Origin of the sequence: Rhodococcus yananensis, from assembly GCF_020515525.1 — a bacterium.
GTDB lineage: Bacteria > Actinomycetota > Actinomycetes > Mycobacteriales > Mycobacteriaceae > Rhodococcus > Rhodococcus yananensis.
On sequence record NZ_JAIYEP010000067.1, the window covers coordinates 1 to 22,732 of the forward strand.

Annotated in this window: 20 protein-coding genes; 6 read left to right on the forward strand and 14 right to left on the reverse strand. The window is 67.0% G+C overall.

Annotated elements, in window-relative coordinates:
- The 5 genes from LDQ05_RS15355 to LDQ05_RS15375 all read right to left on the reverse strand — a co-directional run.
- A partial coding sequence (locus LDQ05_RS15355; RefSeq protein ID WP_226437821.1) for an SDR family NAD(P)-dependent oxidoreductase occupies nucleotides 1-803 on the reverse strand: 803 nt, incomplete at its 3' end.
- A gap of 71 nt (nucleotides 804-874) precedes the next feature.
- Nucleotides 875-1,105, reverse strand: coding sequence for a hypothetical protein (locus tag LDQ05_RS15360; RefSeq protein ID WP_308013245.1), 231 nt, complete (start codon nucleotides 1,103-1,105; stop codon nucleotides 875-877).
- 4 nt (nucleotides 1,106-1,109) lie between these two features.
- Entirely contained in the window at nucleotides 1,110-2,300 is a 1,191-nt protein-coding gene (locus LDQ05_RS15365) for a 3-ketosteroid-9-alpha-monooxygenase, oxygenase component (RefSeq protein WP_226437823.1), read from the reverse strand.
- A gap of 203 nt (nucleotides 2,301-2,503) precedes the next feature.
- Entirely contained in the window at nucleotides 2,504-4,177 is a 1,674-nt protein-coding gene (locus LDQ05_RS15370) for an AMP-binding protein (RefSeq protein WP_226437824.1), read from the reverse strand.
- A 38-nt stretch (nucleotides 4,178-4,215) separates the two neighbouring features.
- Nucleotides 4,216-5,028, reverse strand: a complete 813-nt coding sequence (locus tag LDQ05_RS15375) for a MaoC/PaaZ C-terminal domain-containing protein (RefSeq protein ID WP_226437825.1) — start codon at nucleotides 5,026-5,028, stop codon at nucleotides 4,216-4,218.
- A gap of 226 nt (nucleotides 5,029-5,254) precedes the next feature.
- Between LDQ05_RS15375 and casG the strand changes: the two genes are divergently transcribed.
- The 6 genes from casG (at nucleotide 5,255) to LDQ05_RS15405 (ending at nucleotide 12,903) form a co-directional block, all read left to right on the forward strand.
- Complete coding sequence (gene casG, locus LDQ05_RS15380; protein WP_226437826.1) at nucleotides 5,255-6,925, forward strand: steroid-24-oyl-CoA synthetase; 1,671 nt, start codon at nucleotides 5,255-5,257, stop codon at nucleotides 6,923-6,925.
- 180 nt (nucleotides 6,926-7,105) lie between these two features.
- Nucleotides 7,106-7,867: a (7aS)-7a-methyl-1,5-dioxo-2,3,5,6,7,7a-hexahydro-1H-indene-carboxyl-CoA hydrolase gene (echA20, locus tag LDQ05_RS15385; RefSeq protein ID WP_226437827.1), complete on the forward strand. Its 762-nt coding sequence runs from the start codon at nucleotides 7,106-7,108 to the stop codon at nucleotides 7,865-7,867.
- Nucleotides 7,868-7,909: 42 nt separating this feature from the next.
- Complete coding sequence (locus LDQ05_RS15390) at nucleotides 7,910-8,806, forward strand: CoA transferase subunit A (RefSeq protein ID WP_226437828.1); 897 nt, start codon at nucleotides 7,910-7,912, stop codon at nucleotides 8,804-8,806.
- Nucleotides 8,807-8,808: 2 nt separating this feature from the next.
- The gene (locus LDQ05_RS15395) at nucleotides 8,809-9,567 is read left to right on the forward strand and encodes a CoA-transferase subunit beta (RefSeq protein WP_226437829.1); all 759 of its coding nucleotides are present in this window, start codon (nucleotides 8,809-8,811) and stop codon (nucleotides 9,565-9,567) included.
- Nucleotides 9,564-10,661: an NAD(P)H-dependent flavin oxidoreductase gene (locus tag LDQ05_RS15400; RefSeq protein ID WP_226437830.1), complete on the forward strand. Its 1,098-nt coding sequence runs from the start codon at nucleotides 9,564-9,566 to the stop codon at nucleotides 10,659-10,661. Before LDQ05_RS15395 ends, LDQ05_RS15400 begins: the two co-directional genes overlap by 4 nt.
- A gap of 229 nt (nucleotides 10,662-10,890) precedes the next feature.
- Nucleotides 10,891-12,903, forward strand: coding sequence for a CocE/NonD family hydrolase (locus tag LDQ05_RS15405; protein ID WP_226437831.1), 2,013 nt, complete (start codon nucleotides 10,891-10,893; stop codon nucleotides 12,901-12,903).
- Nucleotides 12,904-12,958: 55 nt separating this feature from the next.
- On the opposite strand, the gene LDQ05_RS15410 is transcribed toward LDQ05_RS15405, so the two are convergent.
- From LDQ05_RS15410 to LDQ05_RS15450, 9 genes are all read right to left on the reverse strand, one after another.
- The gene (locus LDQ05_RS15410) at nucleotides 12,959-14,137 is read right to left on the reverse strand and encodes a pyridoxal phosphate-dependent aminotransferase (RefSeq protein ID WP_226437832.1); all 1,179 of its coding nucleotides are present in this window, start codon (nucleotides 14,135-14,137) and stop codon (nucleotides 12,959-12,961) included.
- Nucleotides 14,134-15,639, reverse strand: coding sequence for an aldehyde dehydrogenase family protein (locus LDQ05_RS15415; RefSeq protein WP_226437833.1), 1,506 nt, complete (start codon nucleotides 15,637-15,639; stop codon nucleotides 14,134-14,136). The genes LDQ05_RS15410 and LDQ05_RS15415 overlap by 4 nt, the downstream gene beginning before the upstream one ends.
- Nucleotides 15,636-16,802: an MFS transporter gene (locus LDQ05_RS15420; RefSeq protein ID WP_226437834.1), complete on the reverse strand. Its 1,167-nt coding sequence runs from the start codon at nucleotides 16,800-16,802 to the stop codon at nucleotides 15,636-15,638. Before LDQ05_RS15420 ends, LDQ05_RS15415 begins: the two co-directional genes overlap by 4 nt.
- Nucleotides 16,799-17,308 carry a YbhB/YbcL family Raf kinase inhibitor-like protein gene (locus LDQ05_RS15425; protein WP_226437835.1) on the reverse strand — a complete coding sequence of 170 codons (510 nt, stop codon included), beginning with the start codon at nucleotides 17,306-17,308 and terminating at the stop codon, nucleotides 16,799-16,801. The genes LDQ05_RS15420 and LDQ05_RS15425 overlap by 4 nt, the downstream gene beginning before the upstream one ends.
- 5 nt (nucleotides 17,309-17,313) lie before the next feature.
- Nucleotides 17,314-18,264 carry a putative PEP-binding protein gene (locus LDQ05_RS15430; RefSeq protein WP_226437836.1) on the reverse strand — a complete coding sequence of 317 codons (951 nt, stop codon included), beginning with the start codon at nucleotides 18,262-18,264 and terminating at the stop codon, nucleotides 17,314-17,316.
- A 272-nt stretch (nucleotides 18,265-18,536) separates the two neighbouring features.
- Nucleotides 18,537-19,502, reverse strand: a complete 966-nt coding sequence (locus LDQ05_RS15435; protein WP_226437837.1) for a hypothetical protein — start codon at nucleotides 19,500-19,502, stop codon at nucleotides 18,537-18,539.
- A gap of 207 nt (nucleotides 19,503-19,709) precedes the next feature.
- Complete coding sequence (locus LDQ05_RS15440; protein ID WP_226437838.1) at nucleotides 19,710-20,420, reverse strand: L-threonylcarbamoyladenylate synthase; 711 nt, start codon at nucleotides 20,418-20,420, stop codon at nucleotides 19,710-19,712.
- A gap of 396 nt (nucleotides 20,421-20,816) precedes the next feature.
- Nucleotides 20,817-21,965, reverse strand: coding sequence for an acetyl-CoA C-acetyltransferase (locus tag LDQ05_RS15445; RefSeq protein WP_226437839.1), 1,149 nt, complete (start codon nucleotides 21,963-21,965; stop codon nucleotides 20,817-20,819).
- Nucleotides 21,962-22,588, reverse strand: coding sequence for a TetR/AcrR family transcriptional regulator (locus LDQ05_RS15450; RefSeq protein ID WP_226437840.1), 627 nt, complete (start codon nucleotides 22,586-22,588; stop codon nucleotides 21,962-21,964). The genes LDQ05_RS15445 and LDQ05_RS15450 overlap by 4 nt, the downstream gene beginning before the upstream one ends.
- Nucleotides 22,589-22,732: the final 144 nt, after the last annotated feature.

Sequence of the window (22,732 nt, forward strand, 5' to 3'; positions counted from 1 at the left end):
CAGCGGTTGAGCAGCGCCCGCATCGCCTCCGCGGCACCGCGCACCATCGTGTCGCGAGGGAAGCCGCTGCGTTTGACGGCCGCCTTGTAGTTTCCTCCCGCCACCCACAGCGGTCCGTCCGCGAGGTGTTCGAGGCCCTCGCGAGCCACATCCTCGGGCTCGGACACGAGCATGCCGGGCACGTCGAAGTTCAGTCCGGCGCGCTCCATCGCCGGGGTCCGGGTGACACCCAGCACCAACTCGACGACATGCACGTTGTACGGCTCGAGTTCGAGCCACAGGCTCTCCGCGAACACCCGGCTGAACGCCTTCGACGCGGCGTAGATGCTCTGGTGCTCCGAACCCATGTAACCGGCGAGCGACCCGAGGAGCATGATGCCACCGCGGCCCATCTCCTTCATGCGGGCACCGAACAGGTGCGCGAGCTCCACCTGACGGTGCACGTTCAACTCGATGACACCGCGGAACCCGTCGAGGTCACCGGTGACGAACTCGTGACCGTAGCTGTTGGCGCCGGCGTTGAAGATGAACAGTCCCACCTCCAGATCAGCGGTGGCCGAGCGGATCTGCTCCACCGCATCATCGCGGAGCAGATCCAGCGACAGGGTGCGCACCTCGCGACCGTGCTCACGCACCTTCGCTGCGGTCTCCTCGAGCGGGCCGGGCTTGCGTGCGATGAGGAGAAGATCGAACCCGGCGCGGGCGAGCTCATCGGCGAACGCGGCACCGACCCCCTCGGAGCCACCGGCGATCACCGCCCACTGTCCGTACTGTGCGCGATCGATCGAAAGAGCGTCGGTCATGGTTTTCCTTCGGAGATGTTCGGGAACAAGTATTTTCGGTTCACCGGCGAACCGGCACCGATGCGACGGTGCTACTGGACGATCGGCGCGGGAATCGGAGCGTCGTAGACGACCTCGATCAGCCCCTCCGCGGCTGCCTTCCGGATGGTCGCATCCAGCGCCGAGCACTTCGGAAGCGGCGCACCCGGCCGGTGGTCGACGGTGTCGCATCCGTTCAGCTCGCGACACTGACGACGCGATTCGACGCTCCACTGGACCTCGGTGTGCTCCCAGCTGTTCTTCCGGACGAGCACCTGAGCCATGCAGTCACTGCACCGAAGGGGCTGCATCCGTGCTCTCCGTCGACTTCTCCTGCGCGGCGAGCGCATCGCGTGCGGCGAGGTTCGCTTCGACCTCCTTCATCCACGCGGCGACCGGCCGGGTGGTGTCCATCTCGAACTCGAAGCGGTCGGTCATCTCCGACTTCACATCGGCGACGTCGACGTAGAACTGCTCGTACCAACGACGCAGCTGGTAGACCGGGCCGTCCTCCTCGCACAGCAACGGATTCTCGATCCGGGTCTTGTTCTTCCAGATCGCGATGTCCTGCTCGAAACCACGGGCGATGAAGTCACCGAACTTCTGCGCCGTCTCGACGGCGACCTCGTCGGGCAACTGCGGCGACTTCTTGACGATCATTCCGTACATGAGCACGAACTTGTCCGCCGAGACCGGGTAGTGGCAGTTGAGCAGCACCGACTCGACGTCGTAGCCCTCGTACTGGTACTTCAGGTCGTCGATCATGAAGGACGGACCGAAGTACGACGCCGTGGAGGTGTTGCCGAGCATCTTCGGCTGTCCCGACGCGTGGGGGCGCATGTCGTCGCGGGCCTTGCCGTGCATGACCTGCGTCGCGACGTGACCCTCGAAGATGTTCTTGAAGTACGTCGGGAACGAGTAGTGCACGTAGAAGAAGTGCGCCATGTCGACGATGTTGTCGATGATCTCGCGGCAGTTGGTGTCGACCTCGGTGGTGTACCAGACCCAATCGGTCCACTCGTCGCTGGTCGCGCCCTCGATCCGGGGGATCGTCACCTCGTCCGTGGGCTTGTTGCCCTCCGGGTCGTGCCAGACGAACAGCATGCCGTCCTGATCGAGCACCGGCCACGACCGGGTCTTCGCGATCGGGGGAACACGGCGGGCGTAGGGGATGCTCTTGCAGCGGCCGTTACCGCCCCAGCGCCAGTCGTGGAACGGGCAGGCGATGTTGTCGTCCTTGACCGTGCCCTGACTCAGGTCGCCGCCCATGTGCCGGCAGTACGCGTCGAGGATCTGCAGCTTGCCCTCGCTGTCGGCCCACACGACGAGCTTCGTCCCGAAAGCGTGGACGGAGTGCGGCTTGCCGTCCCGGAACGAATCCGCCAGGCCGAGGCAGTGCCAGCCACGAGCGAACCGGGTGGGGGCGGAACCGACGACGATTTCACGGATCTCGGTGTTGTCGGACGTGTCCAGGCTCACGATCGTCCGTCCTTTCGGGGGTTGGTGGACTGTGTCTGCGGTACCCGGCTCGATCCGTGTACCGCGGGGCCTCGGCCGCGTGAGAAGCCCTGGTCGAGGTGCATGCCGCCACGGTAGGTGAGGGAGATCACCGCCGAGGTGGTGGTCCCGCTGTACGAGACCGTCCGGACGACAACCGGGTCACCCACACGTGACGCCGCCGCTCACACGGCAGTCAGGGGTACCGGCAGCAGTGCGGCACGACCGTGTTCGGCGAACTCACCCTCGATGCGGGCGCGGGTCGCGTCGTCGAGGAGGACGTACTCGGCGGTGCGTCCGACACGGATGTAGACGGGATCCGACGTGGACCACGCCGCGGCACGCAGCGGGGCCTTGTCGACCTTGTTGCTGCCGGTGAGGGGGATGTGGTCGGTCACCCGCACGAATCGCGGCCACCATTTGTCGCCCATGTCGGGTTGCTCGGCGAGGGTCTTCCCGAACTCCGCGGGATCGAACTGCGCTCCGGCGTCGAGTTCGATCACCGTCATCACCTGGTCCCCCGTGGCCGGATCGGGTACCGCGAACACCGGAGCGGACAGGACGCCCGGGATGCGCTGGAGGATGCGCTCGACCGGGGCTGCCGAGAAGTTCTCGCTGTCGACACGCAGCCAGTCCGACGACCGGCCCGCGAAGTAGAAGAAGCCGTCGGCGTCTCGGAACGCGAGGTCACCCGTCCAGAAATCGTCGCCCTTGACACGGTCCGCCGTCGCGCCCGGATTCTTGTAGTACCCCTCGAAGGACGGTGCGGCACCGACCGCGACGATCTGCCCGACCGCCTCGGAGTTCACCAGGCGCCCGGTCTCGTCGAACCGCGCGGGCGGGCATTCACGCCCCGTCTCCTCGTCGAGGACCCGCACGTCGACACCCCCCACGGCCAGGCCCAGCGACCCGACGGGCGTGTCGTCGGTCCGGTTGATGCGGCACACACCTTCGCTGGATCCGTAGCCCTCGATGATCTCGCAGCCGAACCGCTCGGTGAACCGGGCGATGTCGGTCTCCGAGGCCTCGGTTCCGAATGCGATCTCCAGAGTGCCGGTGCGGTCGCGGGGATCTTCGGGCCGATTCAGCACGTACGACAGGGCTCGACCCACGTAGTTGACGAACGTCGCGCCGTAGCGGTGGATGTCGTCCGCGAACCTGCTCGCCGAGAACTTGCGGATCAGACCGACGGTCGCGCCGACCTGCATGGCGGTACCGAGGTTCAGCATCACCGCGTTGCCGTGGAACAACGGCATGCACAGGTACGCGACGGAGTCCCGGCGCATCCGGGTGCGCTCGACGAGGACGTCGCAGAGACGTCCCAGGCGGCCCTGGGTGACGATGACGGCCTTGGGGCGTCCCGTCGACCCGGAACTGAACAGCAGCATCGCGATGTCGGTTGCCGGCGGAATCGTCTCGGGCAGAGCAGATCCGCGGAACGGAGCGAGGAAGTCGTCGTATCCCGCCTCGTCGATGTTCACGATCCGATCCTTCGACAGACCGTGATCGGTGCCGTCCACGAGGTGCGCGAGCCGCGACTCGGTGACGACGAAATCGACGTCCGCCTGCCGGATGTCGTCTGCGATCTCCGGGCCGCTGCGGCTGGCGTTGATCCCGACGACGACCGCACCCGCGAGCGCGCCGGCACCGATCCAGAACACGTAGTCCGGAACGTTCTCGAGCAGCACCCCGATGTGGCGACCGCGGTCGCTCGGCTCGTCGATCGTGGCGACGAGCGCGGCGGCGCGGTCGGCGCTCTCCTGCACGACCTCGTCCCACGTCCACTGCCGGTCCTCGAACCGCAGTCCCACCTTGTCATCGCCCTTGCGGGCGCGCACAACCTCGGCGAACGTGTCCAACTGATTCCTCCAGATCTACGCGGGTCGAGCGGGACCCGTCAGGCGAACGTCACGTGCGCGCCGGAAACGACGGAAGCGTCGCCGGAGCGGACATCGAAGCTCAGGTCGCTACGGGTACCCCACGCGCGGATCTCCGCGCTGTCGCCGGGGAACATCGGAGCGGCGAACCGACCCGACAGCGACGTCAGGTCGGCGGGGTGTGCGCCGGCCGCGCGGGCCAGCGGGATCGTGGTCGCGGCGAGCGTGCACAGCCCGTGCATGATCGGGCGCGGCTGCCCGATGCGGGCCGCGGCCTCGGGGTCGATGTGGATGTGGTGCCGGTCCCCGGTCAGGCGGTACAGCGCCGCCTGGTCCGGGCTCGTCACCAGCGTCGCGGTCAGATCGGGGGTGCCCTCCGGCGCGGCCGGCGCCGACGGGCCACGATCCCCGCCGAACCCACCCGACCCCGGCGCGAACAGCGACCACGTCGCGACGAAGTGCTCGCACTCGACGACGACCTCGAACACCGCGGCGCGGCCCTTGTCCCACACCTCACCGACGTGGGCGGACAACCTCAACTCCCCCGCCCGCGGAAGCGGCGACCGCACCTCGAGCGTCTGCGAGCCGTGCAGCGCCGTCGCGGTGTCGAACCCGCCGCGGCCCCCCAACTCGTCCGGCGCCCACTGGGCGAGGGTCAGCGCGAAGGTGGGGAGCACGCGGAGCCGGTCCTCGAGCACGAGGTCCAGGTCGGTGGCGTGCGCTCCCACGGCGAGGGCGTACAGGATCGCGTCGCGCTCGTCGTAACGGACGGTGCGTGTACCCAGGTCCACACCGCGCCACTGTCCGGCCGACGACACTTCCGAGGTGGTCATGTTCTGCAGGTTATGGGCCCCGTCCCCGGGGCCCGTCGACGATCTCACTCACCGGTACGTTCGAAGGTGGGTGCGGCGACCGTGAGAGTCTGTCGAAACGCGAAGTCGACCGAAGAGGGGAGCGCCCGGTGCAAGGTGCACGATCGACACCGGCGAACGGTGACGTGAGCAGGGGAAACACACACATGCGCGGCCATCCGGCCGGGGATGTGGTTCGGGGTGCGCAATGAGCGTTCCGCCCGACGACAATCCCTATTTCGACCAGTTGGTCTCCCGACTGACAGGCCCCGGCAGCGAGTTCGAGATCGTCGTGGAAGACGTGCTCGGCGCCCGGATGCCGGTGATGCGGCACCGCGATCGTGCCGTCGCCGACCTGTTGTCGCAGTCGTTGGCGTGGGGTGACCGCGAGTACCTCGTCACGCCGAGCCGGCGCGTGACCTTCGCTCGGCAGGCGCACGACGCGTACGCCCTCGCCGCTGCACTGTACGACAGGTACGGGGTGCGGGTCGGCGAGAGGGTCGCGATCCTGGCTGCGAACCGCCCCGAGTGGGTGACGGCCTTCTGGGCGACACAGGCCCTCGGGGGCATCACCGTCGGTCTGAATCCGTGGTGGGTACGTCCCGAACTCGAGTTCGGGATCGACAATTCCCGCCCGCGGGTGCTGTTCGCCGACGAACCCCGCGCCGAGGACCTCGCCACCACCGACACCGGCGACGCGGTCGTCCTGTCGCTCGAACACGACCTGCCGAGGCTGATCGAGGAGTATTCGGGCGCGCAACCGCCCCCGCCGCGCGTCGACGAGGACGATCCCGCCGTCCTGCTGTACACGTCCGGCACCAGCGGCGACCCGAAGGGTGCGCTGCACTCGCAGCGGAACCTGCTCGCGGTCGTCGGCTACCACCGCTACCTGGACGCGATCACGTCTGCGTGGACCGGCGAGAAGTATGTGCGCGGCGTGCCGTCCGACGATCGGCACATGCTCACATCCGCCCTGTGCCACATCACGAGCCTGCACAACACGATCGTGCCGCGACTGGCGACGGGCAGCGCCGTGGTGATGAACCAGGGATGGTTCGGAGTCGAGTCGGTGCTCGAGGCGATCGAGGCCGAACAGGTCACCCACTGGAACGCGGTGCCGTCGATGGCGGCGCGGATGCTCGAGATCGACGACGTCGAGCGCTACGACCTGACGTCGTTGATCCGGTTCACGTTGTCGTCGGAACCATCGACTCCCGAACTGAAGCAACGGATCCGGAAGGAGCTGCCGTTCGGTCGCCAGACGGTGGTCGACAGCTACACGATCACCGAGTGCAGCGCGTCGATCTCGGTGGCGACGCCCATGGAACTGGAGACGCATCCGGGCACGGTGGGGCAGCCGGTCATCACGGTGAGCCTCGAGATCCGCGACCGGGACGGCGGATGGCTGCCCGACGGGTGTGTCGGCGAGGTGTGTGTGCGCAGCCCGTTCGTGATGCTCGGTTACTGGCGTGACGACGCGGCGACCGCCGAGACGATCACCGCGGACCGGTGGTTGCGCACCGGTGACATCGGCGTCGTCGAGGACGGACGGCTGCGGTTGCTCGGCCGCCGCGCCGACATGGTGGAGCAGAACGGCGAACACATCTTTCCGTCGGAGGTCGAACGGGTGCTCGCCGGGCATCCGGACGTCCGCGAATGCATGGTCACCGGGGTTCCACATCCGGAATGGGGTGAAGAGGTGTGCGCGGTCGTCGTCCTCGTCCCGGGCGCCGATACCGGATCCGAGGAACTCCTGGCGTACGTGGCCGAGCGGCTCGCGTACTTCAAGGTTCCGACGCAATGGCATCTGACACGCAACCTTCTCCGCCGCAACGCGACCGGAAAGATCGTGCGCCGAAGACCACCCGACGTGCCCTGATCGAGCCGGGGCGCACGACCCACCCTCGGTACAGGCCGGTGACACGACACGTCGCCGGCCTGTACTGCATTTCGGGGTCGCCGCGATCCGCCGACCGTCGAGACCGTCCTGTGCCGTGCACCCGACGTATGCTAGCCTACCAAGCAATTGCTTGGTAGGCACCGACGATAGGAACATGCCATGGGCATCACGTCCACATCCGACGGCGCAGGAATCACCACGATCACCGTCGATTTCCCGCCCGTGAACGCCATTCCGTCCGCCGGATGGTTCGAACTCGCCGACGCCGTCCTCGCCGCCGGCAAGGATCTCGACACCCGCGTCGTCGTCCTCCGCGCCGAGGGCCGCGGCTTCAACGCCGGTGTCGACATCAAGGAGATGCAGGCCACCGAGGGGCACGGAGCCCTCATCGCCGCCAACCACGGCTGCGCCGCCGCCTTCGCCGCCGTCTACGACTGCGAGGTTCCCGTCGTCGTCGCCGTGAACGGGTTCTGCGTCGGTGGGGGCATCGGCCTCGTCGGTAACGCCGACGTCATCGTCGCCTCCGACGACGCGGTCTTCGGCCTTCCGGAGGTCGACCGCGGCGCTCTCGGCGCCGCGACGCACCTGGCCCGACTCGTACCGCAGCACATGATGCGCACGCTCTACTACACCGCGCAGAACGTCACCGCCCAGCAACTCGAGCACTTCGGATCCGTCTACAAGGTCGTGCCCCGCGCCGACCTCGATGCCACCGCCCTCGAGGTCGCCGGCCTCATCGCCGCGAAGGACACCCGGGTGATCCGCCGCGCGAAGGAAGCGATCAACCGCATCGACCCGGTCGATGTGAAGACGTCCTACCGCATCGAGCAGGGCTTCACCTTCGAACTGAACCTCGCCGGCGTCGCCGACGAGCACCGCGACGAGTTCGTTGCCACGGGCAAGCCCCGCAGCAACCACTGAACCCCACAGCACCGAGCAGTGTGAACAGGAGATCGAACATCCATGCGTGACAAGAGAATGTCGCTCGACGAGGTCGTCGGCGAGCTGCGCAGCGGCATGACCATCGGCCTCGGTGGTTGGGGATCGCGACGCAAGCCGATGGCGTTCGTGCGCGCGATCCTGCGCTCCGACATCAAGGACCTCACCGTCGTCTCCTACGGCGGGCCCGACCTCGGCCTGCTGTGCTCGGCGGGCAAGGTCGCGAAGGCCTACTACGGGTTCGTGTCGCTCGATTCGGCACCGTTCTACGATCCGTGGTTCTCCAAGGCCCGGACCGAAGGCGCGATCGTCGCCCGCGAGATGGACGAGGGCATGATCAAGTGCGGTCTCGAGGCCGCAGCGGCGCGACTGCCGTTCCTGCCGATCCGGGCCGGTCTCGGCTCGGACGTCCCGAATTTCTGGGGCGACGAACTGAAGACCGTCGCATCCCCGTACGCCGACGGGTCGGGGAAGTTCGAGACGCTCGTCGCGATGCCCGCCCTGAATCTGGATGCGGCGTTCGTGCACCTGAACATCGGTGACCCCCACGGGAACGCCGGTTACCAGGGTGTCGACCCGTACTTCGACGACCTCTACCTGATGGCCGCCGAGAAGCGCTACGTGTCCGTCGAGAAGGTCGTCGAGACCGAGCAGCTCGTCAAGGAGGTTCCGCTGCAGCAGCTGATCCTCAACCGCATGATGGTCGACGGGGTCGTCGAGGCCCCGAACGGCGCCCACTTCACCCTCGCCGGCGAGTCCTACGGCCGCGACGAGAAGTTCCAGCGGTACTACGCCGAGGCCGCCAAGACACCCGAGTCGTGGCAGGCGTTCGTCGACCGGTTCCTGTCCGGGTCCGAGGACGACTACCAGGCAGCCGTGAAGAAGTTCCACGCCGATGTCGAGAAGACTGGGGAGCAGTAGGCATGACCTCCACCGAAACCATCACCCGCGCCGAGTACTGCGCGATCGCGTGCGCCGACATCTTCGCCGGAGCCGGCGAGATCATGGCGAGCCCGATGTCGACGATGTCGCAGATCGGGGCGCGCCTCGCACGCCTGACCACCGAACCCGATCTGCTCATCACCGACGGAGAGGCCCTGATCCTCGCCGACACCCCCGCCGTCGGCGCGAAGGGTGCCGTCGAGGGCTGGATGCCGTTCCGCAAGGTGTTCGACGTCGTCGCTTCCGGTCGCCGCCACGTGGTGATGGGCGCCAACCAGATCGATCGTCACGGCAACCAGAACCTGTCGGCGTTCGGCCCGCTGCAGCAGCCGACCCGCCAGATGTTCGGTGTGCGCGGCGCCCCCGGCAATACCATCAACCACGCCACCAGCTACTGGGTGGGTAAGCACAGCAAGCGGGTGTTCTGCGACAACGTCGACGTCGTCGCCGGTGTGGGCTGGGACAAGGTCGATCCGGAGAACCCGGCCTACCGCTTCCTGAACGTGTACCGCGTCGTCACCAACCTCGGGGTCTTCGACTTCGGGGGACCCGACCACACGTTCCGGGCGCTGTCGCTGCACCCGGGCGTCACGGCCGACAAGGTCGTCGAGAACACCTCGTTCGAGGTCGCCGGACTCGACGGGGTCGCCGTCACCCGCGAACCCACGGCCGAGGAATTGCGTATCATCCGCGAGGTCCTCGATCCGAAGAACCTGCGCAATCGCGAGATCCCGGCATGACCGGCACAAGCGAGCGAAGCGACGGGGCGTCTGCACAGCGTCTGCGGACGCCGCTGACCGAGCTGATCGGCATCGAGCACCCGATCGTGCAGACCGGCATGGGCTGGGTGTCCGGCCCGCGCCTGACCGCGGCCACCTGCAACGCGGGCGGCCTGGGCATCCTCGCCTCGGCGACGATGACGTACGACGAGCTCGAGGCGGCGATCAAGAAGACGAAGCAGCTGACGGACAAGCCGTTCGGCGTCAACATGCGCGCCGACGCCTCCGACGCCGCGCAGCGCTGCGCCCTCCTCATCCGTGAGGGTGTCAAGGTCGCGTCCTTCGCGCTGGCGCCGAAGAAGGACCTGATCGCCGAGCTCAAGGACAACGGCATCGTCGTCGTGCCGTCGATCGGTGCCGCGAAGCACGCCGTGAAGGTCGCCTCGTGGGGTGCCGACGCGGTGGTCGTGCAGGGCGGCGAGGGCGGCGGCCACACCGGTGGTGTCGCGACGACGCTGCTGCTGCCGTCCGTTCTCGATGCCGTCGACATCCCGGTGATCGCCGGCGGTGGTTTCTTCGACGGTCGCGGCCTGGCGGCGGCGCTGTCGTACGGTGCGGCCGGCATCGCGATGGGCACCCGATTCCTGCTCACCAGCGATTCGGCGGTGCCGGACTCGGTGAAGCAGCAGTACCTGGCGCGTGGTCTGCAGGACACGACGGTCTCGGTCAAGGTCGATGGCATGCCGCATCGTGTGCTCAACACCGACCTGGTGAATTCTCTCGAGAAATCCAGTTATGCAAGGGGTCTCGTCGCAGCAGCGAAGAACGCGACGAAGTTCAGGGCGATGACCGGCATGAAGTGGTCGACGCTCGTCAAGGACGGCCTGGCGATGAAGAAGTCGTCCGACCGCACCTGGCAACAGATCATCATGGCCGCCAACACGCCCATGCTGCTCAAGGCCGGTCTGGTCGAGGGCAACACCGACGCCGGCGTGCTCGCGTCCGGTCAGGTGGTGGGCATGATCGAGGATCTGCCGAGCTGCCAGGAACTGATCGACCGGATCGTCGCCGAGGCGATCGAGCGTATCGACGCACTGAGCGCTGTTCGGGTCTGAGCGCCGCTGCCCGCGAGCCCCGCCCGGTCGGCCGGGCGGGGCTCGCTGCATCCGCGCTCCGGAACCCGAAACCACTGCCGACCGGATCGAATCGGCCTCCCGCACCCGACCGCGGAATCGCGCACTGCCGCGCTGCCGGCAAGGCGCCCGGTCGACGGACCGTTGACCCACCGACGTGTACCCGTTAACGTGCGTGACGGTTGTCACGGCAGACGTGGGGGGACACCGGGTGGGAAAGCGCATCGTCAGTATCGCCGTGTCGATCGTGGTGGCGGCCGGCACCGCGATCGCCCTCGCACCACCGGCGGTCGCAGATCCGTCGGGAGGCGACGCCGCCGTCGCGTGGCAATCCACGGTCGACGCGCCCGACCTCTACCCGAACACCGCGGTCGAGTGGGACGTCCCCATCACGATGAGCGACGGAACCATGCTCCGCGCCAACGTGTTCCGACCGGCAGATGTCGACGGCACCGCGATCACCGAGCCGACCCCGGTGGTCGTCAACCTCACCCCGTACACCAAACTGTTGTCGACCCTCGCCTCGCTCGCGATGGAGGATCCCACCCTGAAACCTCTGGTGGAGGACCTCGGATCCATCGTGAACCTGGGTGCACCGTTCGACGGGATCACCGAGCTCGCGTCCCCCGCCGCGCAACTCGGCCGCACGTTCGGCCTCAACCGTGAACTCGTGCAGAACGGGTACACACAGGTCATCGTCGACGTGCGCGGTACCGGATTCTCCCAGGGGCAGTGGCAGGTACTCGGCCCCCGCGAGCAACAGGACACCGTCGAGGTGATCGACTGGGCAGCCTCACAGCCGTGGTCGAACGGGCGGGTCGGTACCACCGGGGTGTCGTACTCGGCGATCAACCAGATCCAGGGCGCCGGGAAACGCCCCGGGGCACTGCAGGCGGTGTTCGCGGTCGAACCCGGCAACGATCTGATCCGCGACATCGTCGGTACCGGCGGCGCGCTCGGCATCGGTTTCATGCCCGCCTGGCTCGCGGCCGTCAACGGCCTCAAATGGATTCCCGACGTCGAAGCCCTGCTGCAGGGCCGATTCGACGCGCGGTGGCTGCACGATCGCCTCGCCGATCCGGTGACGAAGATCCCCGAACTGGTCGAGGCCGTCACGTCGCCGACCGTGGCGGGGGTGTCGCCGGAAGCGCTCGAGGTGGCGCAGGACGGCCCGTTCTACCGGGAGCGACGCGCCGACCTCGACGCGATCGACGTGCCCACCTTCGTCTTCGGGAACTGGCACGACATCTTCGCCAACAGCGAACCCGACATCTACAACGGCATACCGGTCGAGCCCGGACGCAAACAACTCCTGATGGGCGACGGCTACCATGCGGTGCTCGGCACCGGATTCGGCGAACCCGGCCACCCGCCGAACATGGTGACGCTGCAACGCGCCTGGTTCGACCGGTGGCTCAAGGACATCGACAACGGCATCGAGGAGTACGGGCCGGTGACCCTGCTGCAGCAGGGCGGCGGCTGGACCACCACCGGCAGCTTCCCACGCGCCGGCGCGGAGCACGAACGTCTCTACCTGTCGCCGGTTCCGAGCGGAACCGCCGGGCACTCCGTCCACGACGGTTCCCTGACGCCCGTGGCGCCCGCGGACCCGCAGCGACTGACCGTCGCCCCGGGCCTGCGGGGTGTGTGCTCACGCGAATCCGCGCAGGGCACCGCGGGAATCACCGTCCTCCTGGGAGCGGGGTGCACGAAGGATGCGCGCTTCAACGAGGCGGAGGCATTGAGCTTCACCTCGGATCCGGTGGACACCGCGACCGCGTTGTCCGGTCCGATCAACGTGCACCTGAACACCGTCCTCGACCGACCCGACGGATTCTGGGCCGTGTCGATCAACGACGTCGCTCCCGACGGCCGGTCCACTGTCCTGTCGTCCGGGCAGCTCGTGGCGTCGCTGCGCGCCGTCGACGACGCGCAGAGCACCTTCACCTCGTCGGGCGACTACGCCCGCGCCCACCACCACCTGAATCTCGACGCACGACAGCCTGTCGTCCCCGGGCAACCGACGCAGCTGGACGTGAGCCTGCTGCCCACCGACGCCGTACTGCAACCGGGCCACCGCCTCCGCATCGACGTGTACGCGTCGAGCATTCCACGCGCACTGCCGCTGGGACCGATGCTCCACGACAGCGGGCTCGCTCCTCAGCACCTCGAACTCGACCCGTCCGCACCGAGTTTCGTCTCTGTCCCGTTCGTGCGCCGCTGAGCACCACCCGACCGGTCACGGATCGACCGGGGTGTCCGACGGGTGGGTACGCCACCTACCCGAGGTATGCGGCGATCCGATCGAGTCCGGCCTCGATCCGTTCGTCGGACAGCGCGTAGCTCAGGCGGATGTGCCCCGGCATCCCGAACGCCTCCCCCGGCACCACCGCAACGTTCACGTCGTCGAGGAGGCGTAGAGCCAGGTCCCGGGTATTGTCGATGCCCCGCAGCCGGGCCGCCTCGGTCACGTCCGGGAAGGCGTAGAACCCGCCGGTCGGGCGGAGCAGCGACAGGCCCCCGATCGTGTCGAGCCGATCGATCACCAGTGCCCTCCGCCGCGCGAAGGCCGCCACCATGTCGTCGACCACCCCCTGTGGACCGGTCAGGGCCGCGAGCGCAGCGGCCTGTGCGACGTTGCCGACATTGGACGCCATGTGGCTCTGCAGTCGTACCACGCAGCGGACGAACTCGGCGTCACCGATCACCCAACCGACCCGCCATCCGGTCATCGCATACGCCTTGGACACCCCGTCGATGACGACGAGCCGCTCGTAGCCGGGGCAGCCCAACGCCCGCATGGTCGCGAGCGGGCCCGGTGCGTAGTGCAACTTTCGGTAGATCTCGTCGGAGACGATCCACAGGCCGCGCTGCTCGGCCCAGTCGAACACCGCGCGGGTGCGCTGTTCGTCCGCGACAGCGCCGGACGGATTCGCCGGCGAGCACCACACGAGGGCCTTCGTGCGCGGACCGACGCACGCCTCGAGGTCGTCGACCGACGGCAGATCACCCGGCACCGACCGTGACGGTACCGGTATCGCCGTGCCGCCGAAGAACCCCACGAGCTCCGGGTACGTCGTCCAGAACGGTACGGGAAGCAGCACCTCGTCCCCCGGTTCGAGGATCGTGGCGAACACGGAGAAGATCGCCTGTTTCGCGCCGTTCGTGACCGCCACGTTCTCCGCGCCGATACGTGCGACACCGTCCACGGTGGTGTTGCTCTCCTCGGCCACGGCCTGACGCAACTCGGGGAGACCGGCTGCGGGACTGTACTTGTGCATGCCGGCGTCACGGGTCGCGGCCGCCGCCGCGTCCACGATGTGGGGCGGCGTCGCGAAATCCGGTTCCCCGGCTGCGAAACTCACCACGTCGACGTCCTGCCCGCGGAGTTCCTTCGCTCGGGCGTCCACCGCGAGCGTGGCGGACGGACGGATGGTGCTCACTCGCGTGCTGATCATCCGGGGATGCTCCTCTCATCGGCCGTGGCACGCGGATCGAACGGGTCCCGTATTCCCAGGCCCCGATCCGTCCAGACGGCTTTCGTCTCCGTGTAGTCGTCGAGACACCGGTGACCGTTCTCCCTACCGATCCCGCTCAGACCGACACCACCGAAGGGCACGTTGTACGCGACCTTGCGGTAGTTGTTGATCCACACCGTTCCGGCGGACAACCGCTCCGCCATCCGATCCGAGCGGGCACGATCACTCGTCCACACTCCGGCCGCGAGCCCGTACCGTGTGCCGTCTGCCAATTCCACGGCGTCGTCCTCGGTCTCGAACGGCAGTACCACCGCGACCGGGCCGAACACCTCCTTCTGGAAGATCGTCATGTTCGGAGTCACTCCCGTGAGGACCGTCGGTCGATAGAACAATCCGCCGGGTAGCGCCGGGACGGTCTCACGGCGTCCTCCCGCCACCACGGTGGCGCCGGCGTCGACGGCCTCCGCCACCATCGCCTCGATCTTCTCGAGCTGCGAGGTGCACGCGACCGGCCCCATCTGGGATGCGGGGTCCAGTGGGTTCCCGATCCGGACCCGATCGGCGGTATCGGCGAGTCGCTCGACGACCTCGGCGTAGCAGTCCGCCTCGACGAGAATCCGGGAGCCGGCCATGCACGTCTGCCCGGATGCCCCGAAGATGCCGGCCACGATGCCCCGCAGAGCCTGCTCCCGGTCTGCGTCCGCGAACACGATGTTGGCGCTCTTCCCGCCGAGTTCGAGTGACACCCGGCGCAATCCGGTCGCCGCAGCGCGAGCGATCCGCTCGCCCGCGTCGGACGACCCGGTGAACGCCACCTTCGCAACGGCGCGGTGCCCGATCAAACGTTCCCCCACGTTTGCTCCACCGGTCACGACGTTGAGAACACCGGCGGGCAGTCCGGCTCGATACGCCGACTCCGCGAACCGCAGAGTGGAGAGCGGAGTGATCTCGCTCGGCTTGACCACCACGGAGTTTCCCGCGGCCAACGCCGGACCTACCTTCCACACGAGCAGGTTCAACGGCGAGTTCCACGGCGTGATGGCCGCGACCACCCCGAGGGGCCGGCGCTCGGTGTGGACCCGCATCCCCCCGATCGGCGGTGTCACGACGTACCCGCTCGGCATGTGGAGCAGGGAGGCGTAATACCTCATGTGATCACCGAACTGCCGCGCCTGTCCCACCATCTCCCCGAGGAGTTTGCCGTTCTCCCGAACCTGGAGTTCAGCGAGTTCCTCTGCTTGCTCATCGAGGATCTCCGCGAACGCGGTGAGGAATGCGTGTCGCGTTGCGAGGGATGCGGCGCTCCACGTGCGGAACCCGGCCGTTGCCGACTCGACGGCATCAGCGATGTCCTCGGGCCCCGCACCGGTCACGGTGGTCAGCACGTCGCCGCTCCACGGTGTGCGCACGTCGAAACCGGACCCGGTACCGTGCCGTAGTCGTCCGTCCACGAAGCATCCCGCTGCCGGATCCTCGATCATCGCCCGTCCTCGCTTCCCGCGGCCCGGCCGCGAATCGATACCACCAGTGCCGCACCCGATACCGCGCCCGATACGACGATGACGGCGAGCGCGTCGTGCGCGGCGACGCGAACCAGTCCCGTCGCCGACAACCCGGCGAGCGCGCCGCCGACGAACAGTGAGGCAGTGAAGATCGCGACCGCAGCGGGAACCGACCGTCGGGCCGCCGCCACGACGAGCTGGATCGATGCCGGCACCGTCACCGTCGCCCCCACCGTGACCAGCAGCAGGGCGACGAGTTCTCCCCCATCGACGAACCACAGCAGCGCCGCTCCCGCGAGCGTCGTTCCGAACCCGACCAGTCGACGGATCTCGGCCGGACATCGAACGATGCGGGACGCCGCCGCGATCAACAGCAGAACGAGCACGAGCACGAGCACGAGCCCCACCACCGCCTCCTCGCCCTGTTGCACCGCACTGTTCACGGTGACGAACGTCGCCATCACCACGGCACCGACCGCCGCGGACAACGCAACCGGGCCGTTGACGATCTCGGACACCAGGAGCCGATACGGGTGGACGTCCGACCGACGTCCCGGTGCGATCCCGCCCTGTACCGCCGCCACGGCGGAGCCCGCGAGAAGCAGCACCGCGTACACCGACATTGCGCCGCGCCACCCGGTGACGGTCAACAGTCCGGTCGATACGAGACCGGCGACCCCAGCGGATCCGAGGAGACCGAACACCATCGCCGAATTCGCGTGGAGAATACGCGCCGGCGGCACCTTCTGCGCCGACGCGACGAACGCGGCGGGCGGGAAGCCACCCAGAACGATGCCTTCGACCGACCGCAGAACCAGCAGGGTGCCGACGTCCGGCGCCAGTGCGGTGGCAGCACTGGCGACACCGCCCGCCGCCAAGCAGACGATCAGTACCCGGCGGGCCCCGAACCGTCCCGCCAGTGAGCCGATCAGGAGCATTCCCAGCGCGTATCCGGCCGCGAACAGAGGAAGGCCCAGTTTCGAGCGGTCACCGAGATCCTCTGCGATATGCGGAATCAACGGGATGAAGCCGAAGAGTTGGCCGGTCGCGAGTGTCGCCGCGACTCCGAGGAACGTGCAGTAACCGGCGACCGACGGCGACGTCCGCGCCTCGACATCCGAGGCGTCCGGCGTCGCCGTCATGCCGGCGACTCGTAGGTGACCATGGCCTCGCCCCGACCGAGTTCGTGGCGCCAGATGTTGAAACCGACCAGCGCTGCACTCGCATTGTCGGGCAGGTCCAGGATCGGCGCGCTCAAAGCGTGGACGCGGAAATAGTACCGATGCGGCCCATGTCCGGCCGGTGGCGCTGCACCGACGTACCCGCGGAAGCCCGCATCGTTCGGGACCTCCTCGGATCCGGCGGGTTTCAGAGACGACCGTTCGGCACCGGCACCTTCTTCGAGGGCGGTGCACGACGACGGGATGTTGTAGATCACCCAGTGCCAGAACCCCGATCCGGTCGGAGCATCCGGGTCGTACACCGTCACCGCGTACGAGCCGACGTCGACGCCGCTCGGCGCCGTCCACGAAATCCGCGGAGACAGATCGGCGCCGCCGGCACCGAGGAATCCGCTGAGATGGTCCCCTGCCATCGCGAACGGCTTTGCCGAATGGCCGAGGCGGACATCGATTCCAGTGCTTTCCATGCTTGTCACTCTCCTGAGGTTCGGGTGATGGCCACCGATGATCCGACGGCTGATGCGTGGGACAGTCGTGTCACGTCGACGAGTTCGTCGATCCGGGCCGAGGTGATCAGCTCGCCGACGCCTTCCCGGATCAGTGCGGTCATCAGTTCTTCGTTGCGACGGACATCCCCGCATACGAACATCTGGACATCGTGGGCCGCAGCTGCCGACACGATGCGGCGCAGCAGTGTGGTGTTTGCGAGACTGCTCGGCACGACCGTCAGCCCAGGATTGCTGCGATCCACACCGTTGTACAGCGCGAACAGATCGGACGTACCGATACCGACGAAGTCGACGCGCAATTCGGCGAGCAGGTCAGGAAGCGTGTCCGCCATCGCCGGAACCTCCAGGGTGAACCCGACCCGAATTCTGTCCAGGTCGATCCCGGAAGCCTCTATCGCCGCCAGAAATGCCTTGTACTCGTCCGCATTCGAGACGAACGGTGCACAGATCTGGATCCTGATCGGGCTCTCTTCCATGAAGCGCCTGATCGCGCCAAGCTCCGGCACCCACCGTTCCATGAGGCGCGGACCTCGGACACCGAGGTCCGGATTTGCCTCCCGCGGAACGTCGACACCCATCTCGGCCAATTCTGCGCTCGTCGGGTCCGAAAGCACACAGCGGATGGACGTCCAGTGCTGTGAGCCGAGTTCACGCAACTGCACCAGGAGGAACTCCTCGATGCGATCTGCGTCGAAGTACGCTTCCGGCTCCAGGCAGAACAACTGGAACAGGCAGAACTTGAACCGGTAGTAGCCGAGGTCGGTGATGCCGAACCGCCGGTACTCGCGGAGGTTCCGGTCGTTCATCACCGAACAGATCGCGCTGATCGGAACCCCCGGCCGCAGGATCGTGAATCCCGATGCGTCGACCACGCACCGCACATCCGTGCCGTCGACCGGCGTCTCGTCGTGCACGACAAGTGCTATTCCAGCTTCTTGCAACATCTTTCGCGCATGATCTGCGAACTCACGTGCGGATACGACGACGGCACTGATCGACTGCGCGTTGAGAACCTCGTTCACCAGGGCGAAATCGAGACGCGACGAGTACAATACGCAGTCGTCACGATTCCTGGATTCCCCTACGGAATGCACCAGATCTCCCACGGCAGGCTGTTCGGGAACGATGATGAGTCGACCCGCGCCGCCCGCGCTCGGAGCGTTCGTTGTTGTGTCCATGTCCGCCTCTACCGGCCTTTCGATTCGTGCAGGGACCCGACGACGGTCACGGAGGAAGACCCGAGAATGCGATCAACAGTGTCGAGAATCGCCGCACAGTAGCCCAGCGTGTTGTGGACGAAGGCTTGCATGACAACCTCGGTGATCTCACCGATTCGCTGAATCCTCAGGTGCTCTTCACAGGTCAGCAGCGCCGTCGAGCAACGCATCGCGGCGTACGCCCGGGACCCGATCGGGCTCCTGGACACCATGACCTGCCGAGGTTCCCGGCGGGCGAGGTCCGTCGCCGCATCGAGCAGACCCGCACGGGTCGGTTCGATCCGAAGGAAGAACCGTTGGATCTGGAATCCGGGGGGCTGTGTCAGCACGCGGAGCGAGACCGAGTTGAAGGAGGTCGCCGGCCGCATCCGCTGCATCGATTCCGAAACCTGAGACTTCCCAGGCCTCAGGTTGTCTCGCGGATCCTCGGTACGCGCACCAATCCGCTTCGTACCGAAGTTCGAGGATGCTGTGTCGGGGTGGACGATGTCCACCTCGGAGTGGACCAGCACGTCACCGAGACGGAATCCTTTGCTGGCACAGTAGTCCGCAAGCACGCGCAGGCCCGTGGTCCATCCGGCACACTGGCAACTACCCAGCGCATAGCTGCCACGCAGCGTACCCGTTCGATGTGTCGTGGCATTCGCGAGATGGTCGGCGGGCACAGTGGCCAGCGCGGGATAGATGGCGTCGATCTCCGGATTCTCGGCCACGCCGAGAACGGTGTCTGCAATCTTCTCCAGCCTCGACAGGTGCCGAGCGGACCGGATGTGAGACCTACTCGTTGCGAGGACGGCGACGTCGAACTTTCCGAGATCATCGAGATCAGACTCGAATTCACGGAAGTGGATACGGAATCGGCGACCGTCGAGGGCGAGCGTACCCGTCGTCGGATCGGTGGTGATTCGTCCGATCAGGTCGGGTTGCGCGAGCACGAGACGCGCGGCGAGTTCGTCGAGGGCCGTTCGGTTGCGTGATCCGGTCTCCTCGACGGCGATCGGATTGGTGAGCACCTCGGTGATTCCGCACCCAAAATCACCTGTGGCGGAAAGATACAAGAGGTTCGATCCGATGTCGGCGCCCAGACCGACGAGCAGCACCCTAGACATGATCGACTCCTCGTCTGCCCGCGAGTCGTCGCGTCACAGTCGCACCGCACCCATACGCTCGGTGAGCGACGCATGGTAGGCGCCGGGATCAGTGACCAATGTGGGAAACAGTTCCTTCAAGTGCCGAGTGGGAAACCGCCCGGTTCGAACGAGATGGGGTGGATCGAAAGAGAAGTCGACCACGGTGTTGCTCTGGAACTCTCCTGCGGCATCATCCCATCCGATCGGGCCGCCGTCGATGACGAGATCGACGTGCCGACCGAGGTCTTCGATCGCCTGCTCCCGGGAGACCTGCGCACCACCGGTTCCGGAGATGTTGGACGACGTGAGGGCGATCGGCCCGAAGTCACGTCCGATCTCATACATGGGACTCTCACCGTGACAGAACAATCCGACCGTGGGTGCACCCATCGTCATCTGCTCGGGGAAGTCGTGCGCCCTGCCGGCCTTGAAGAACACGGCGGTTGTCATACCCAACAGCAGGGACGCGATCAGGTCATCGGAGAATCCGTCCGGGATGTGTGCGTATTCCCTTGCTTCATAAGGACTTCCGATACCGAGGGTCAGCGGACCGAACTTGGTCCGTTCTTTCATCTCGAAAATTCGCGCGATTCCGGTTGCGCTGTGCGCGGAGCAGAACACCCCGTAGTTCGTCACACTCGGCGCGACGATCACCCCGTCGCGCGCGAGGAGTTCGAGCGCATACTCGTGCGCCTCCCTCCCGTACTTCATGATGTTCGACATCTAACCCCTATCCCCCTGTAGACCTTGATATTTCAGTGGCTCATGAGAAGGCGGATGCGTCGGACGTCGAATTCCCCCCGTACGCAGCCCGCTCCCCCCCTGTGCGGCGTCACTGCCGTGTACGTTCTAGCAATCCGATCTTGAAAGCTGCAACCAGGCGCAGGCTTCGGATGGGGTGGATGTCCGGAATGGTGCGGTTTTTCGAGCCCCGAGGTGAGGGGAGTCACAGCGAACAGCCGGCACCACACCCCACCCCCCACCCGTGAGCGAACGTACCGCTCGATCGATCCGATCGATCGGCTGTACCGTTCGCTCACAGCGGCGAACGCCCGTACGAACGAGAACGCGCCCGTCGTCCTCACTGCGAGGACGACGGGCGCGCCGGAAGAACCGGGATCAGACCCGTTCGATGATGGTGACGTTGGCCGTGCCACCGCCCTCGCAGATGGTGAGCAGGCCGTAACGACCCTCACGACGCTCGAGCTCGTTGAGCAGCGTCGCCATCAGCTTGGTGCCGGTCGCGCCGAGGGGATGACCGAGCGCGATGGCGCCGCCGTTGACGTTGACCTTCTCCGGGTCGGCGCCGATCTCCTTGATCCACGCGAGCACGACCGGCGCGAACGCCTCGTTGATCTCCACGACGTCGATGTCGTCGATGCTCAGACCGGTCTTGGCGAGCGCGTGCCGGGTCGCGGGGATCGGTGCGGACAGCATGAAGATCGGATCGTCGCCGCGCGCGCTGACGTGGTGGATGCGGGCGCGGGGCTTCAGTCCGTACTTCTCGACGGCGTCACCGGACGCGAGCAGCAGGGCACTGGAACCGTCGGAGATCTGGCTGGCGACCGCGGCGGTCATCTTGCCGCCCTCGACGAGCACGTTCAGGCCGGCCATCTTCTCGAGGCTGGTGTCGCGGGGGCCCTCGTCGACGGTCGCGTCACCGAGCGGAACGACCTCGTTGTCGAAGCGGCCTTCGGCGATCGCCGCCTTCGCACGCTGGTGGCTCTGCAGCGCCCACTTCTCGAGGTCCTCGCGGCTGATGTCCCACTTGTCGGCGATCATCTCGGCGCCCTTGAACTGCGACACCTCCTGGGTTCCGTACCGCTCGGTCCACCCCGTCGACTCGGCCGTCGGAGTGGTGAACCCGAACTGCTCGCCGACGACCATCGCCGACGAGATCGGGATCCGGCTCATGTTCTGCACGCCACCGGCGATGATCAGGTCGGCGGTGCCCGCGAGGATCGCCTGCGCGCCGAACTGGATGGCCTGCTGACTCGAACCGCACTGACGGTCGACGGTCACGCCCGGCACATGCTGCGGGAGTCCCGCGGCGAGCCACGACATGCGCGCGATGTTGCCGGCCTGCCCGCCGACCGCGTCGACGCATCCGAACACGACGTCGTCGACGTCGGACGGGTCGATGCCGGTGCGCTCGACGAGTGCCTTGATGATGTGCGCACCCAGGTCGATCGGGTGGACGTCGGCCAGGCCACCGTTCTTCTTACCGATCGGTGTGCGTACCGCGTCGACGATGTAGACCTCGGTCATGGCTTCTCCTTATGCGGGTTCGGGTTCGACAGTCCGTCGAGCACGATGGAAAGGTACTGCTGGGCAACCTGTTCAGCGGTGAGACCACCGCCCGGCCGGTACCAGCGGACCGCGACCCACACCGTGTCGCGGAGGAATCGGAAGACGACGTCGACGTCGACATCGGGCCGGAAGGCACCTTCGGCGACGCCCCGTTCGAGCACGCCCACCCACAGCTCACGGAACTCGGTGTTCAGTGCGGTGATGTACGCGAACTTGTCGTTTCCGGCCAGGTGCTTCGCCTCGTCCTGGTATATCGCGACCGCCGCGTGGGCGCGGTCGAACGACTCGTACGACGTGGTGACGAGCGCTTCGAGGGTGGCGCGTGCGTCGAGTCCCGCCGCGACGATCTTGCGATAGCGGTCGAACAGGTCGTCGAGGAATCCGCGCAGGATCTCGTCGACCATCGACTCCTTGGAGTCGAAGTGGTGGTAGAGGCTGCCCGAGAGGATTCCCGCGGCGTCGGCGATGTCGCGCACAGTGGTCGCGCGGACTCCGCGCGACGCGAACAGGTCGGCGGCGATGTCGAGCAGTTCGGCGCGCCGGCCGGACTTGGCCGAGGCATCGTCTCTGGGGGGTGTCATACGAACATCCTTTCAAGCTGCCGTATGGGACGGTCGCCGCGACGGACTCGCGGCAATCGAGACGAACCGGCGGGGTGTCATCGAGGGCTGACGTCGTCCCCGATCGGCGTGCCGACCGACCTCGACCGGGCCGGATACCCGGTG